The organism is Actinoplanes octamycinicus (assembly GCF_014205225.1).
Lineage (GTDB): Bacteria > Actinomycetota > Actinomycetes > Mycobacteriales > Micromonosporaceae > Actinoplanes > Actinoplanes octamycinicus.
This window is the reverse complement of sequence record NZ_JACHNB010000001.1, coordinates 8,362,781-8,377,322: the sequence shown is the minus strand read 5'-3', so window position 1 is coordinate 8,377,322 and position 14,542 is coordinate 8,362,781. Positions and strand designations below refer to the sequence as shown.

Below are 14,542 nucleotides of genomic sequence, written 5' to 3'. Positions count from 1 at the left end.
TTGACGTGCCCGGGGCGGAGGTCAGCGGAGGGCGTTGAGGGCGTCGGTCATGACCGGGGTGAGGGCGGGGATCTGCTGGCGGAGGGGCTGCAGCTTGTCGAAGGTGGCGGTGGCCTCCGGGCCCGGCGTCGTGCGGACCACCACGTACGCGTTGCCTGATCGGGCCGCGAGGTACAGCTCCGGCTCGAAGTACCAGGCGAAGGCGTCGTCGCCGAGGGCCGGCACGTCGGCGTAGTCGACGCCGAGTCGCTTCGCCGCCGTCTCCTCCCGGTCGAAGAGCGCGGTCGCCTGCGCGATGCCCGCGTCGCCGGTGAAGATCTTCACGTCGGTGTTGATGCCGGGCGAGTTGAAGCCGGGATCCGAGTACCGGCAGACAGCGTGCTCGAACGTCGCGCCGGGCGCGACCTGGTCGATGACCTGCTGCTCGCCGAGGGCCACCGCGTCCTCGGCGCGCTTGCCGGTGCTGTCGATGCCGTACGGCGGGGACTGCATCGCCGGGCAGCTGGGGGTGATCCGCTGCCAGGTGTGCGCCGGAGCGGGCGAGGGCGGCGCGGCGGCGGCGTGCGAATCCGCGGAACACCCGGCGGTCGCCAGGACGAGCAGTCCCGCGACGCACGTCCACCGTATTCCGTTCACCGGCACCCCGTTCCTCGACAGTGAGCGAGGACGATACCCGACCCGCTCCCGCGCCGTGCCGGACGCCGCGGATCGCCGCGCCTACGGAATCGGGTTCCAGCCGTCGGCGCCGGCCAGGTATTTCTGCGCCGTGTAGTTCGCCGCCGCGGCGGCGGTCAGCTGCGGCCGGTCCGGCGTGCCGTTGGTGACGCCCGCGCCGGTGTTGTTGTACTCCTTGAAGCGGCACGTCTTCCAGGAGAAGCCGCTCATGTCCTGCCAGGCGCCGGCCTGCCGGACGTGGCCGCCGAGCGTCGAGTCCCGGATCACCACCTGGCCGATGGCGTCCGCCGCGTTGCCGGCGTGCCAGCAGCGGCCGAGTGCCACCGTCTGGGCGGCGGCCGAGCTTTTCAGCGTGGACCGGGTGATCAGGATGCCGTAGGCGTTGCTGTCGTCCGTGGCGGCCGCCGTGATGTAGCCGTTGTTCGACGTGGAGCCGATGTTCACCGACTCGATCGTGGTGCTGTCGACGACCACCGCGCCGTTGCCGTAGATGAAGTCCACCGCGCCGGAGATGTAGGACTTGTAGACGTACTGGCGGACCTGGGCGCTGCCGGTGCCGCCCCAGGACAGGAAGGTGTCCTGGTATCCCTTCATCTGCACGTTGCGGTAGACCTGCCGGTCGCCGGCCGCGTACAAGGCCAGTGCCTGGCTGCCCTTGCCGTACGTGTTCTGCATCGTCAGGCCTTTGATCGTGCTGTTCGGGGCGAGGTTGTGGACGGTGGCGCTGCCGGCCGTCCCGGCGGTCGAGGCCGGCGTGTTCCCGGTGATGATCACGTCCGCGGAGTTGCCGGTGGCGCCCTGCAGGGTGATGCCGGATTTGCCGGCCGGGATCTTCACCTGGCCCTGGTACGTGCCGGCCTTGATGGTGATCACCGTGCCGGTCGAGGCGGCGGCGACCGCGGCCTGGATGGTGGTGTAGTCGCCGGTGCCGTCGGCGGCGACGGTCAGGGCGGTGGCGGCTTGACCGGTTCCGGTCAGCATGGTGCCGGCCAGGGCGGCAGCGGCGGCGACCGAGGCGGCGCCGGCGACGGTGCGCCCGCGGCGGGTGAGGGACAGCGGCATCGGGGAAATCCTTCCGGGGACGGGGTCTGTCCCCAGGTGTGTCGGCGGGCCGGAAAGGTTGCCCGGCGGCGCCCCGGGGAATGGGCGCCGCCGGTCGGGGGACGTCAGATCCTGCCGGTGCCGGCGCCCGCCGTGACGGTCGCCTTCACCGAGCTGTTCGCCTCGGGCGTGTACGAGTACGGGATCGCCGCCACGCTCGCCCCGTTGCGCACCTGCTCGGCGCCCGAGTTGACCCGGTAGTTGTTCAGCACCTTGAGGTTGCCGGAGCCCGAGTCGCCGGTCTGGGTGACGGTCGGTTTCGCCACGTTCTCGAAGTAGTTGCGTTCGACGAAGACGCCGGCGTTCTCGGTCGACGCGACGCCGTACGAGCCGATGTTGCTGTAGTAGTTGTTCAGCACGTGCACCGGGTTGGCGAACCGGACCCGCGGATGCCGCTGGTTGGTCCCGTCGAACCAGTTGTGCACGTAGGTGACCCGCAGGTGCCCGAGGTCCTGGGAGCCGTTGTCGTCGCTGTGCCCGAGCAGCATCGACTTGTCGTGGTGGTGCAGGTGGTTCCAGGACACCGTGATGAAGTCCGAGCCACGCTTGATGTCGATCAGCCCGTCGTACCCGTTGGACAGGTCGTTGTGGTCGATCCAGACGTTGGTGGTGCCCTCCTGCACGTTGATCGAGTCGTCGCCGGCGTTGCGGAACACCAGGTTGCGGATGATCACGTTCCGGACGCCGGAGAGGGTGAGGCCGCCACCGGTGATGCCGGAGCCGGAGCCGACGCCGAGGACGGTCTTGTTCGAGGCGACGCTGTACATGCCGGAGATGGCGATCAGGCCGGACACCCGGACGGTCTGCGAGGTGCCGGAGCTGAGCGCCGACTTGAGCGCGGCCGCCGTGGTCACCGTGACCACGGTGCCCGGCGAGCCGCCGCTGGTGCCGCCGTTCAGGCCGGCGAACCCGACCGGGCTGGACTCGGCGGCGACCGCGGCGAGCGGGGTGGCGGCCAGGGTGCCGCCGGCGGCCAGGACGCTTGCGGTCGCCGCCGCGAGGACGGTGCGACGCGAGGGAGACATGGGGATTCCTCCAACGGGGGATGGATGAGGATGTCTCGTGCAGCAGGTAAGCGCTTTCCTGACCGCCGAACCTAGGCTCGCCATCCATAGCTGTCAATGGTTTGCACCGGATCGCGCGGCGGGGTGCAACATCTGTAGAACTGGTACATGCTCATCTATCTGGACTGCGACACCGGCATCGACGACGCGCTCGCCATCGCCTACCTGCTCGCCCATCCGGACGTCACGCTGGCCGGGATCGGCACCGTCAACGGCAACACCACCGCGCCGCAGGCCGCCGCGAACACCCTGGGGCTGCTCGCGCTGGCCGGTCGCGACGACATCCCGGTCGCGGTCGGCTCCGGCGAGCACCCCTACGCGGTCTCGGTGCACGGCGGCAACGGCATCGGCGAGGTCGCGCTGCCGGTCGGGAAGGACCCCGATCCGCGTACGGCGGAGGCGCTGCTCCTCGACCTCGCCCGCCGGCACCCCGGTGAGCTGCACGTGATCGCCACCGGGCCGTGCGGCAACCTGGCCGCCGCCCTGCGCGCCGAGCCGCGCCTGCCGGAGCTGGTCGCCGGGGTCACCGTGATGGGCGGCGCGGTCCGGGTGCCGGGCAACCGCACCCCGCACGCCGAGGCGAACATCATCCACGACCCGGCCGCGGCCGCCACCGTGCTGTCCGCGCCGTGGCCGGTCACCCTGGTCCCGCTCGACGTCACCATGCAGCACCGCTGGACCGTCGCCGACGGGGAGGCCCTACGCGCCGCCGGGACGCCGCTGCACCGCGCGCTGGCCGAGATGGTCCCGGTCTACTTCAGCGGGTACGAGCAGGTGCTCGGCGTCCGGGAGATCCCGCTGCACGATCCGCTCGCCGCCGCGATCACGGTCGGCGAGGTGACCCCGGACGAGGCGCCGCTGCTGTCGATCGGGGTCGAGGCGGACGGTCGTACCGTCGAGGAAGGTCCTGGAGACGTCCGCACGGTGCTCTCGCTGACCGCTCCGGCCGGCCCGGTGATGCTGGCCCGGATCCTCACCCTCTGACGCACCGGCCGGGGAAGATCCGGCTCAGCTCGGCGGCCAGCGCGTCACTCGCCGCGACCGCCGCCGGATCGCCGTAAACGTGCAGCTTGAGCCCGTCGAGCAGGGCGAGCAGGCGTCCGGCGGCGGCCGCCGCGTCGGTCTCCGCCGGCACCTCGCCGCACTCCTTGCCGTTGTGCACCGCCTGGGCCAGCGCCGCGCGCACCTGCGCGTTGCTCCGCGCCAGCACCTCGGCGAGCTGCGGGTTGTCGGCGATCCGGCCGGTGAAGGCGAGCTCCACCCGGTACTCCCTGCGGCGCGGCTCGTCCAGCGGCAGCAGCCCGGTCAGCGCCCGCAGCAGGATCTCCTCGATCCGGGCGCCGGCCCGGTCGTCCCGCTTGACCTGCGCCCGCACCCGCTCGTCGAGCCGGTCGCGCAGCCGGGTGAAGGCGTGCCGCAGCATCTCGTCCTTGCTCGGGAAGTAGTGCTGCACCAGGCCGACCGAGATCCCGGCCAGCGCCGCGGTCCGGGCCACCGTGACCGCGCCGAACCCCTCGTCGGCGACCAGCCGCTCGACGGCATCGGCGACTTGGCGGCGGCGGGCGTCGTGGTCCGCGGTGCGAGGCATTGCATAACCATATACCCGTATGGTTTCCTCATAATCGTATCGTCATACGGTTATGGGGGATCACGTATGCGGCTCCTGGCACTCCTGCTCGCCTTCCTGCTCCCGGTCCCGGCCCCGCTGGTCACCGCCGACATCGACTCCTACCTGCGCGGATATCAGGCGGCCAACCGCATCCCCGGGCTCGCCTGGGCGGTGGTGAGCCGCGACGGCGTGCTCCGGCAGGGCGCGTGGGGCACCACCACGCAGACGCCGTTCCTGATCGGCTCGGTGTCCAAGCCGTTCACCGCGACCGCGGTCCTGCGCCTGGCCGAGACCGGCCGGATCCACCTCGACGACCCGGTGCGCGCGCACCTGCCCTGGTTCCGGCTCGCCGACGAGGCCGCCGCGGCCCGGATCACCGTCCGCCAGCTGCTCACCCACACCAGCGGTCTGGCGCAGTGGGCCAGCCGCACCGACCGCTTCGACAACTCCCGCGACGGCCTGGCCCGCTCGGTCCGGGACCTCTCCTCGGTACGACCGGAGCACCCGCCCGGCGCCGCCCACGAGTACAGCGACGCCAACTACATGGTCCTGGGGGCGATGGTCGAGCAGGTCACCGGCCAGCCGTTCAGCACCTACCTGCACCGGGCGGTGCTGGACCCGCTCGGCATGCGCCGGGTCGTCACCACCCCGGCGGAGGCGTCGGCGCTGCCGCCGGGACACCGCTACTGGTTCGGCCACCCGCGCCCCTTCGACGCGGGCTATGACACCTCCGGCCTCCCGTACGGCTACCTCGGCGCCGACCTGGAGTCGATGACCCGCTTCGCGAGCGCCATGCTCACCGACTGCCCGGGCTGCACCGGCTGGGCCGACATCGGCGGCGGCTCGCGATACGGCTTCGGCTGGCGGGAGAGCCGGGTCGACGGCGTCCGGGCGGTCTGGCACGCCGGCGCCACCCCGGGGTTCTTCGCGCACGTGGTCCTCGCCCCGGAGGCCGGGATCGGGGTGGTCCTGCTGGCCGATGTGTACAGCCCGCTCCGCGACCCGGCGCTGGCGGCCGCGGCCTTCGACGTGCTCCGCCTGATCCGGGGCGGCGCACCGCAGCCGGTCGGCGGCGCCGCGCTGCTCGACGCCACGCCCTACGCGCTGGCCGTCGTCGTGGTCCTGCTCGGCGTGCTCCTGCTCCGCTCCCGCCGGAAGCGGCGGACGGCGACGACCGTGTGCTGGGCTCTCACCGGGCTGGCGCTGGCCGGGGCCGCCGCTGCCCTGCCACCGGTGCTGGGCGGTGACCTCGGTCAGGCCCTGCTCTGGACCCCCGATCTGGGCTGGCCGATCAGCGCGGTGATCACCCTCGGCGGCCTGGTCGCCCTGGTGCACCTCGGCGGCCTGGCGCGAATCCGCCTCCGTGGCGTCCGGGACGCGCGATCATCGGGGGATGCGCGACGTCGACCGGGTGTGGAACCGAGCCTGCGCCCATGACGGCACCGGCCTCGGCGACCAGCATCTGAGCAGGCTGCTGCAGGTGCACGGGGTGCTGCTGCACAGCGGCGCGGCAGTCACGGCGGGCCGCTTCTCGCCCGCCGAGCTGCTCGCCGCCGCCTCCTCCGCCGAATACTTCGGCCTCTACAGCCTGGCCCGCCTGCTGCGGGACATCCCGGCCGCCGCCATCTCCCGGCTCGACGAACAGCGCCTCGACGACGAATACCGTGACCTCGACCCGGACGGCCTGATGATCCCGGCCGCCTTCGAGGCGCACTACCCGGAGGCCCGCGACGACTTCGACCCGGTCACCGCGACGGTCTCCCGGTGACCACGACCGGGTCCGTCCGGCGACGGGCCGGCGGCACGTCACCGGCCGCTTGCCTCGACCAGCATTGTCCGTACGCCGGCGCGGTGCCGTGACCACCAGTGCAGGAACGTGCTGCGCGTGGTGAACAGCTGGTCGCACCGGTCGTCGCCGTCGTCGTAGTGCCGTTTGAGCGGCCAGGTCTCGGTGGCCAGGGCCCACCAGCGCCGGTCGGCGGCGTCGACGAGCTGGTCGGCGGTGATCGGCACCCGCGCCCGGTATGCCCGGACGAACGCGGCCGATCGTTCCAGGTCCAGCGCGGTCCGCCCGCCGGCGCTGAACATGATCGTCACGGTCCGGAGCACCTCCAGCCCGAAGGGCCGCACGCCGAGCCGGTCCCAGTCGAGCACCCCGGTGACCCGGCCCCGGTCCATCAACAGGTTCAGCGGTTGCAGGTCGCCGTGGGTCCAGCCGCACGGCGTCACGTCCGCGTCCGGCGGACGCTGCCCGGCGGCGGTGTCCAGCAACACCAGCCGCCGCTCGATCTCGGCGCCGGCGAGCCGGTCGAACCGGTCGTCCCGCCGAGCCGCGAGCCCGGCGTACCGGCGCAGCTCAGCACGGGTCCGGTCGGCGTCCGCCGGCCGGTCGGGCAGGACCGCCGGGGCCGCCGGGCAGAGCTCGGCCAGCGCCAGGTGCAGCCGTCCGGCCAGGTCCCCGAGCAGCCCGCACGCCGCGGGGTCAAGCCCGCTCCCGGACGGGTGTGCCCCCGGCAGCCACTCGCTGACCGCGTACCGGAAGCCATTGATCTGCAGGAGGGCGGAGCCCTCCCCGGTCCACCGCGGCGCCGGAACCGGGAAGCCCCGCTCGGCCAGCCCCGGCAGGATCCGCTGAGCCGCCCGGAACGCCTCCGGCGGCCGATCCGTGACCCGTTTGACCGCGAAGTCCCCGCGGTCGGTGGTCACCCGCCAGTTGAGGTTCATCACCCCGGTCGCCACCGGCCGGCACGCCACCACCCGCCCCAGCCGGAAGTGCTCCGCGATCATCCGCAGCACCCCGGTGGGCAGCGGCTTCGTCGGATACGCCGTGTCGTCCTCCTCCCGCCGGCCCGCCCGGCCGAAGCCGGAAGGCGGCTCTCGCCCGATCCTCGCACACCGCGCCCGCCGTGGCGGTCAGCGCGAAGGCCGCTCGCCGAGCAGCCGGTCGGCGGCCCAGCAGGAGCGGGCGCCGGCGCAGGTGTTCAGCGCGTGCAGGGCTTCGTGCAGCTCGGTGCGCCGTTCCGGGTCGAGGCCGCTCGCCAGGTTGACCGTCTGGTGTGGATCGGAGCGCAGGTCGTAGTACTCGCGGCTGCCGTCCACGTATTCGACGTAGGTGAACGCCGTGGTGCGCAGCGCGTCGTAGGACGGCGGGATGTTCTCCGAGTAGCGGTTGTAGTCCGGGTCCTTCGGATCGGTGGCCGGGTCGCTGTGCTCGATCAGCGCGGTGGTCCGCCACTGGTGCGGCAGCGTCCCGGCGAGCAGCGGCACCAGGCTGCGCCCGTCGATCTGCGGGTTCGCCGGCAGGCCGGCCAGCTCGGCGAAGGTGGGGCGCAGGTCCACGTTCTCGGCCGGCGCCTCGACGACGTGGCCGGGCTTCACCCCGGGGCCGGCGGCGATCAGCGGCACCCGGATGTCGGTCTCGAAGGCGGTCATCTTCCCGGGGTTCAGCCGGTGCTCGCCCATGTGGTAGCCGTTGTCCGAACTGAACACCACCAGGGTGTCGCCGGCCACCCCGGCCGCGGTGAGCGTCGCTCGCAGGCCGGCCAGCATCCGGTCGATCGCCTGGACCGACTGGACCCGTTTGCGGAAACTGGTGTCGATCATCCGCTTCTCCCACGCGGGCATCGGGGAGTGGTCGATCAGCCACCGTGGCGCGTCGACCGGCACGGTGTCCCAGGCCGGGCTCCTCGGCGCGGTCAGGCCGGGGAACGACTGCTCGTCGCGCGGCGCCGGGGTGTAGGGCAGGTGCGGCGTGAAGGTGGACACCTCGACCAGGAACGGCTTCCCGGCGGCGGCCGACGCGGTGATGAAGCGCTGCGCCTTCGCGGAGAGCACGTCGGTGAGGTAGTCCCGCGGCGCGGTGCCGTACCGGCGGACCTTCCCGTTCTCGTTCAACTCGTAGTCGAACCCCTGGTAGGCGCTCCCGCCGACGGCCCAGTCGTCCCAGCCCGGCGGCACGTAGAACGACTTCCCGCCGTTGAACGTCGCCCGTGGCCAGTACTCGTTGAGGTACTTGCCGTAGAACGCCGTCCGGTACCCGGCCGACTTCAGGTCGGTGGCCAGGGTGGCGTTCTCCTCGCCGCGCCGGTGGAAGAGCTTGAACCCGCCGTCGGTGCCGTTGTTCTTCACGATGCCGGTGTTGTGCGGGTACTTGCCGCTGAGGATGGACGCCCGGGACGGGCAGCAGAGCGAATCGGTGACCGTGTAGTCGGTGAACGTGACGCCGTCCCGCTGCAGGGCGAGCACGCTCGGCATGTAGGACACCAGATCGGTCGACAGGTCGTCGGTGAGCACGAAGACGATGTTCGGCTTCCTCCGCACCGCGGACGCGGTGCCCGGCGGGCTCGGAGCGGCTCCGACTGCGGCCCGGCTGGGGCTCGGGCTGGGACGGGCGGCCGGGGTCGCCACCGTCGTGCAGCCCGCCGGGGCGAGCAGGACCAGGACGGCGGCGAGACGGCCGAGGATGCGGTGCGGGCGTGGAGGCATGGTGGGTCGGGAGGCTAACCGCCCCGGGTGAACGGAAGGTGCCGTCGTCCGGCGGGGCGCATCCGAGGCGAGCCGGTACGCTCTGCTCGTTCACCGGAGCAGGGTCGAGGAAATCGGATGTCAGGCAACCGCGCGGCAGTGGCGATGATCAGTGCCCTGCTGCTGGCCGGGTGCGCCGACCAGAGCGCCCGGCCCGACCAGCCGGCCACCGGCGGCACCTCGCCGGCCGCCGGGTGCGGGCTCGCCACCGCGCCGCCGGCCGGCACCACCCTGCGCGGCGCGGACGTCGGGCCGGACGACAACGTCACCGTCAGCCGGTTCGTGGTGCTGCCCGCCGAGCGGTGCGACGGGGTCGCGGTCCAGCCGGACCGGTGCGACACCTTCCCGTGGACCGGGGAGAACGACCTCTACGCGCTCGGTGGCCGCGCCTGGCTCTCGGTCACCCTGGGCGGGGTGCGCGAGCAGGTGGTGCTCTACGCGCCGGACAGCTCCTTCGCCGCCACCTACCAGCAGGCCGCCGACAGCTGCGGTTTCACCACCCTCACCGTGCTGAACGGACGGCCGGTCACCCTGCAGCGCGCCCGGGACGGGATCAGCGAGATCGTCTACCTGACCGCGCGCTCGGTGATCTGGCTGTCCAGTGTGGATCCGGCGATCGGGGCACCCGAGCTGATCCGGCTGGCCAGCCTCGCCGAGGACCGGTCGCGCACCCTGACGTACCCGTCCTGAGCGGAGCTTTCGCGGTTTTGTCGTACCCGGTCGCTAGGTTCCTCGCATCCTCTGACGGAGCACTTGGCGAAGGGTGGCTGTGATGCCTGCCGACACGACGTACCTCGAACTCTCCGAAGACAGCGGGAGCGCGCACAAGTTCTACGAGGTGACTGTCGACGGCACCGATCTGACCGTCCGCTACGGCCGGATCGGCGACCGCGGCCAGGTCAAGCAGTCGTCGTTCACCACGCCGGAGAAGGCGCGGGCCGAGGCGTCGAAGAAGATCGGGGAGAAGGTCCGCAAGGGGTACGCCCCGGCGGTCCCCGGCGGCCGGCAGAAACGCTCGGTGTCCCGCCGCCAGATCGCCAGCACCCGCTCCACCGCCACCACCCGCGCCCCGATCCTGTGGCGTTACGCGTCGGGCAGCCCGGCCTTCGGCATCTTCGTCGACGACGACGTCTGCATGGTGGGCAACGAGCGCGGGCTGATCACTACGCTCGGCCACGACGCCACGGTGCGGCAGCAGTTCCGGCTGCCCGACGGGGTGAAGTGCATCGTCGCCGACGACGGCTGGATCTATGCCGGCTGCGACGACGGCAACGTCTACGACCTCTCCGGCAAGGTGCCCCGGCTGGCCTACCGGATCGCTCCGGAGATCGACATCTACTGGCTGGACATCCACGACGGCGTGCTCGGCGTCTCCGACGCGGGCGGCGGGATCTCCGCGATCGACCACGAGGACGAGTTCCTCTGGCAGCGGCCCGGTCGGGGCAGCTCGGCCTGGATGGTGCGGTGCGACGCGACGGCCGTGCACCACGGGCACTCGGCCGGCGTGACCAGCTACGACTGGCGGACCGGGCGGGAGCTGTGGCACACCAAGACCGGGCCGGTGCTGTTCGGCTGGCAGGAGCGCGACACGCTGTACGCCGGCACCTCCACCCGCGAGGTGGCCGAGCTGGGCAAGGACGGGTCGCGGCGGCAGACGTACCGGTGCGACGCCGCGGTGTACTCGTGCGCCACCGCCGAGGACGGGCGCTACGTCTTCGCCGGTGACAGCGCGTCGTCGATCTACTGCTTCGACACCAACGGCACCCGCTTGTGGAAGCTGGCGACCGGCTGCGGCTCGGCCTACTCGATGCAGTACCACGACGAGCGGCTCTACATCGTCACCACGGACGGCTCGCTGGCCTGCATCGACGCGAGCGAGGCGGCGATCCGCTCGGCGGTCGCCGGCACCGTGCCGCAGGCGGTCGACGTCAAGGCGCCGCCGCGGATGCCCGAGGTCGCCCCGTCCACCACGGTCGAGATCGTCCACGACGCCACCGACGGGGTGCTGGTCGAGTGCGTCGAGGTCGGCGGCCGGGTGCGGGTCCGCGTGCTGTCTTCCGGCTACCACACCGACTGGCAGGTCCAGTTCCCCAAGGGCATCCGCGAGCCGGGCGGCCGTTTCGTGGTCACCGGGGTGCGCGAGGCCGCCCGCGGCGGTTTCTACCGTGCCTACGGCGAGATCCGCCGCCTGGTCTGATCCGGGTCCTGCGGGACAGCGGTTCTCGATGGCGCGAACTAGGTTGATGTGCGGTGTGCGCGGCGGCTCAGGACCGCTCGACGACCAGCGAGGAGAGCAGATGGCGTTCGACACGCGGAACGGCACGCGCGGGGCGCGGCAGCCGAGAGGCTAGTTGCTGAAATTCTTCAACGGCCTGGCGATGCGCCGGATCCGCCGCTCGTCCGGCGACGACAGCGGGGAGTCGGGCTCGCTGATCCTGATCACCATCGGCCGCAGGTCCAGCCTGGAGCGGCAGAACCCGGTCGCCTGGTTCCGCGCCGAGGGCGGCGGCCGCCTGATCGTGGCCTCCGCCGGCGGCGCCCGCGGCAACCCGGCCTGGTATTACAACATCGGCGCCCACCCGGACCGGGTGCACATCCAGATCGGCGGCCGGACGCTCGAGGTCCGCGCCGAGCAGCTGCACGGCGCCGAGCGGGAGCGGGCCTGGCAGCGGATCGTGGCGCTCTCGCCGCGCTTCGCGAGCTATCAGAAAAAGACCGACCGCGAGATCCCGGTGATCCGCCTGATCGAGTACCCGTCCTGACCGCCCGCGGCCCGGGCGGTCAGGAGTCCGCCGGGGAGCGCAGGCTGAAGGAGGTCTCCTCGACGAAGTCGTCGGCGTCGTCGTCCGGCTTGTCGATGTGGAGCGAGTCGTCGTCCCGGCGGTGCAGGAAGTAGTCCGGGTAGTTCTTGGAGCGCAGGCGGAAGGTGCCGGCCGGCTGGTCGTCCTCGGGACAGAAGGTGGCGTCCTTGCGGAAGAGGTCGGCGTCGTCCGCGTCGTCCGCCCGGTCGAAGCGCAGGCGGTAATCGAAGTGCCGCAGGTACTCGCCGCTCTCGTTGCGGAAGGAGACGCACGCGTCGTCGGCCAGGCCGGCGACGACGGTCAGCGGCGCGGGCTCGTCCGACATCGCGGCGTACTCACCGTCGGCGACCAGGAAGTCGTCCTTGTCGCCGGCCGGGGTGACCAGCCACGAGCCGGCGGTGACGCCGGTGGGCGCGGCCGGGCTGGGCGACTCGGACGGCGCCGGCGGGGAGGCGACCGGTGCGGCGGGCAGCGAGGCCGCAGCCGGGCTCTGCGGCGCGCGCGGCGGCGAGCGGAACATCAGGTAGCCGAGGGCCGCGACCACGATGACACCCGCGACGGCGACCAGCGCCAGCACGCCGGGATGCAGACGACGGCGGTCCTGGACGTCGACACCGCCGCGGCCGTAGATGGTCATCGACTGTTCCTCCTGGTGCGGGCGCGACCGTCAACGTTACGCGATCCGCGGTTCCGGCCGGATGGCCGCCGCTGCGACCGCTCCCGGAGTGGTTCGCGCCAGGGCACGCCACCGCGGGACGGCCGCCACGCTGAAGAGTGGACAGCCGCGGCGCGGGCTCACCGGGTACGGTCGCAGGGTGACGAGAGCGGTGCGTGCGCTGATGGCCGGCGGCCTGGGGTTTGCCCTGGTCGCGTGTTCCGCCGCGGAGGAGCCGGCCGCCGCGCCGGCACCGGCCGCCACGACGGGGACGGCGACGGCGGGGCCGGCGACGGCGGGGCCGGCGACGGCGGAGCCACCGGCCGAGGCCGGTGGCCTGGTCCCCACCACCGTCCGGTTCGACGGCCACCGGATCAAGGCGCCGGCCGGCTGGTCGGTCTCGCTGTTCGCCCGGGTCCCCGGGGCGCGGCTGCTGGCCTGGACCCCGGATCGGCGGCTGCTGGTGTCCCGGCCCAAGTTCGGTGACGTGCTGGAGCTGACCCCGGCCCAGGCCGACGGCGCCCCGGTGCAGCAGACCCTGGCCAGCGGGCTGAACCAGCCGCACGGCCTGGCCTTCGCCGGCAACACCCTCTACGTGGCCGAAAGCAATCAGATCAACACTTTTCAGTACGTGGATGGCAAGGTGTCCCGGCGCAAGGTGGTCGTCGACGGCCTCCCCGACGCGAAAAGTCGCGACCTGCGGGGCGCCTACGCGCACGCGTTGAAGAGCGTCGCGGTCGGGCCGGACGGCGCGATCTACATCTCGGTCGGCTCGACCGGCAACGTGTCGGTGGAGGATCGGGAGGCCAGCCCGGAGCGGGCCACCATCCTGCGGGCCCCGGCCGGCGGCGGCACCCCGGCCACCTTCGCCCGCGGCGTGCGCAACGGCACCGGCCTGGCGGTCGCCCCGGACGGCGCGGTCTGGACCGCGGTCAACAACCGGGACAACATCGCCGACCCGGCCGACGGCAAGGTCAAGACCGACTACGTGAACGATCACCCGCTGGAGCCGCTGGCGAAACTGACGCCCGGCCGGGATCTGGGCTGGCCGTACTGCAACCCGGACACCGACAAGGCGTTCGACCGGGACGTGCAGCTCAACCCGGACGGCACGAAGCTGGACTGTGCCGTGCTGCCGCCGGTCGAGCAGGGGATGGGCGCGCACTCGGCCCCGCTCGGGCTGAGCTTCGCGACCGCGCCCGGGCTGCCCGCGCCCTACGGCAAGGGCGCCCTGGTCGGCGTGCACGGCTCGTGGAACAGGACGCCGCCCCGCGCGCCGGAGGTGTCATTCTTCGCCTGGCAGGGTGGGAACCTCGGTCCGCAGCAGACGCTGCTGACCGGCTTCCAGGACGAGAACGGGAAGCGCTGGGGCCGCCCGGTGATGGCGGTGCAGGGGCCGGACCAGGCCATCTACGTCAGCGACGACCTGGCCGGCGCCATCTACCGCGTCTCCTGGCCGGCCAGGTGATCGGTCACACGTTTCGCTGGACCAGCATGTATCCGGCCGGATAGGTCTCGAACGGGCGGCTCCCGAGGAAGATCTTGGTGAAGCCGGCCGCGGCGAACCGGTCCTCCATCTCCCGCGCGGACAGCCAGTAGGTGTCGAACTCGACACCGGTGCCGGTGGAACGGCCGCCGCGACGCTGCTGGCCGTCGCCGTCCTTGAACGCCGTGATCAGAAAGCCGCCGGGTTTGACCACCCGGGCCAGTTGGTTGAAGGCGGCCTCCCGGGACTCCGGGGCCAGGAAGATCAGCGAGTACCAGCAGACGGCACCGTCGAGCGAGGCGTCCGGGAAGGGCAGCGCCCGGAGGTCGGCGACCTCGTAGCGGAATTCGGGGTGGTCACGGCGGGCGGTCTCGATCATGCCGGGGGAGAGGTCCACCCCTCGTGGGTTGAGGCCACGATCCCGCAGGTAGGGGAGAAGCCGGCCGGTCCCGCAGCCGATGTCGGCAACGTCGTTCCCGACGGTCAGGACCATCTCGCTGAACAGGTCGAGCATCGAACGTTCGATCGGATCGCCCGCCAACTGCCCGTCGAGGTGTTTCACGTAGAAGTCGGCCAGCACGTCGTGCGCGTCTCGCAGTTCCTGGGTCTTGGCATCCACGGACCGAA

General features: G+C 72.3%; 15 protein-coding genes. 7 read left to right on the top strand and 8 right to left on the bottom strand.

The window, feature by feature from the left end; genetic code table 11:
- Positions 1–21 precede the first annotated feature (21 nt).
- The 3 genes from BJY16_RS38005 to BJY16_RS37995 all read right to left on the bottom strand — a co-directional run bounded on the left by BJY16_RS38005 (position 22) and on the right by BJY16_RS37995 (position 2,801).
- Positions 22–636, bottom strand: a complete 615-nt coding sequence (locus tag BJY16_RS38005; protein ID WP_185044372.1) for a hypothetical protein — start codon at positions 634–636, stop codon at positions 22–24.
- An 81-nt stretch (positions 637–717) separates the two neighbouring features.
- Positions 718–1,737 carry a pectinesterase family protein gene (locus BJY16_RS38000; protein WP_185044371.1) on the bottom strand — a complete coding sequence of 340 codons (1,020 nt, stop codon included), beginning with the start codon at positions 1,735–1,737 and terminating at the stop codon, positions 718–720.
- A gap of 104 nt (positions 1,738–1,841) precedes the next feature.
- On the bottom strand, positions 1,842–2,801 hold the full coding sequence (locus BJY16_RS37995) for a pectate lyase family protein (RefSeq protein WP_185044370.1): 960 nt from the start codon (positions 2,799–2,801) through the stop codon (positions 1,842–1,844).
- A 147-nt stretch (positions 2,802–2,948) separates the two neighbouring features.
- On the opposite strand from BJY16_RS37995, the gene BJY16_RS37990 reads away from it, so the two are divergent.
- A complete protein-coding gene (locus BJY16_RS37990; protein ID WP_185044369.1) occupies positions 2,949–3,824 on the top strand; it encodes a nucleoside hydrolase in 876 nt (291 codons plus the stop codon).
- On the opposite strand, the gene BJY16_RS37985 is transcribed toward BJY16_RS37990, so the two are convergent.
- Positions 3,814–4,428 carry a TetR/AcrR family transcriptional regulator gene (locus BJY16_RS37985; protein WP_185044368.1) on the bottom strand — a complete coding sequence of 205 codons (615 nt, stop codon included), beginning with the start codon at positions 4,426–4,428 and terminating at the stop codon, positions 3,814–3,816. The two genes, BJY16_RS37990 and BJY16_RS37985, sit on opposite strands and share 11 nt — an antisense overlap.
- A 66-nt stretch (positions 4,429–4,494) precedes the next feature.
- On the opposite strand from BJY16_RS37985, the gene BJY16_RS37980 reads away from it, so the two are divergent.
- Positions 4,495–5,886, top strand: coding sequence for a serine hydrolase domain-containing protein (locus tag BJY16_RS37980; protein WP_185044367.1), 1,392 nt, complete (start codon positions 4,495–4,497; stop codon positions 5,884–5,886).
- Positions 5,843–6,217, top strand: a complete 375-nt coding sequence (locus BJY16_RS37975; protein ID WP_185044366.1) for a hypothetical protein — start codon at positions 5,843–5,845, stop codon at positions 6,215–6,217. The genes BJY16_RS37980 and BJY16_RS37975 overlap by 44 nt, the downstream gene beginning before the upstream one ends.
- A gap of 38 nt (positions 6,218–6,255) precedes the next feature.
- On the opposite strand, the gene BJY16_RS37970 is transcribed toward BJY16_RS37975, so the two are convergent.
- A complete protein-coding gene (locus tag BJY16_RS37970) occupies positions 6,256–7,236 on the bottom strand; it encodes a phosphotransferase (protein WP_185044365.1) in 981 nt (326 codons plus the stop codon).
- Between the two features lie 126 nt (positions 7,237–7,362).
- Positions 7,363–8,934: a sulfatase family protein gene (locus tag BJY16_RS37965; RefSeq protein WP_185044364.1), complete on the bottom strand. Its 1,572-nt coding sequence runs from the start codon at positions 8,932–8,934 to the stop codon at positions 7,363–7,365.
- Positions 8,935–9,051: 117 nt separating this feature from the next.
- Between BJY16_RS37965 and BJY16_RS37960 the strand changes: the two genes are divergently transcribed.
- The 3 genes from BJY16_RS37960 to BJY16_RS37950 all read left to right on the top strand — a co-directional run bounded on the left by BJY16_RS37960 (position 9,052) and on the right by BJY16_RS37950 (position 11,735).
- The gene (locus BJY16_RS37960) at positions 9,052–9,663 is read left to right on the top strand and encodes a hypothetical protein (protein ID WP_185044363.1); all 612 of its coding nucleotides are present in this window, start codon (positions 9,052–9,054) and stop codon (positions 9,661–9,663) included.
- Positions 9,664–9,745: 82 nt separating this feature from the next.
- Positions 9,746–11,170: a WGR domain-containing protein gene (locus BJY16_RS37955; protein ID WP_185044362.1), complete on the top strand. Its 1,425-nt coding sequence runs from the start codon at positions 9,746–9,748 to the stop codon at positions 11,168–11,170.
- A gap of 154 nt (positions 11,171–11,324) precedes the next feature.
- The gene (locus BJY16_RS37950; protein ID WP_239176963.1) at positions 11,325–11,735 is read left to right on the top strand and encodes a nitroreductase/quinone reductase family protein; all 411 of its coding nucleotides are present in this window, start codon (positions 11,325–11,327) and stop codon (positions 11,733–11,735) included.
- 19 nt (positions 11,736–11,754) lie between these two features.
- Here BJY16_RS37950 and BJY16_RS37945 read toward each other — a convergent pair whose 3' ends face one another.
- The gene (locus BJY16_RS37945) at positions 11,755–12,411 is read right to left on the bottom strand and encodes an AbfB domain-containing protein (RefSeq protein WP_185044361.1); all 657 of its coding nucleotides are present in this window, start codon (positions 12,409–12,411) and stop codon (positions 11,755–11,757) included.
- Between the two features lie 178 nt (positions 12,412–12,589).
- Here BJY16_RS37945 and BJY16_RS37940 point away from each other — a divergent pair, with 178 nt between their 5' ends.
- Positions 12,590–13,897, top strand: a complete 1,308-nt coding sequence (locus tag BJY16_RS37940; protein WP_203758893.1) for a PQQ-dependent sugar dehydrogenase — start codon at positions 12,590–12,592, stop codon at positions 13,895–13,897.
- Positions 13,898–13,901: 4 nt separating this feature from the next.
- Here BJY16_RS37940 and BJY16_RS37935 read toward each other — a convergent pair whose 3' ends face one another.
- Positions 13,902–14,534, bottom strand: a complete 633-nt coding sequence (locus BJY16_RS37935; protein WP_185044360.1) for a class I SAM-dependent DNA methyltransferase — start codon at positions 14,532–14,534, stop codon at positions 13,902–13,904.
- Positions 14,535–14,542 lie beyond the last annotated feature (8 nt).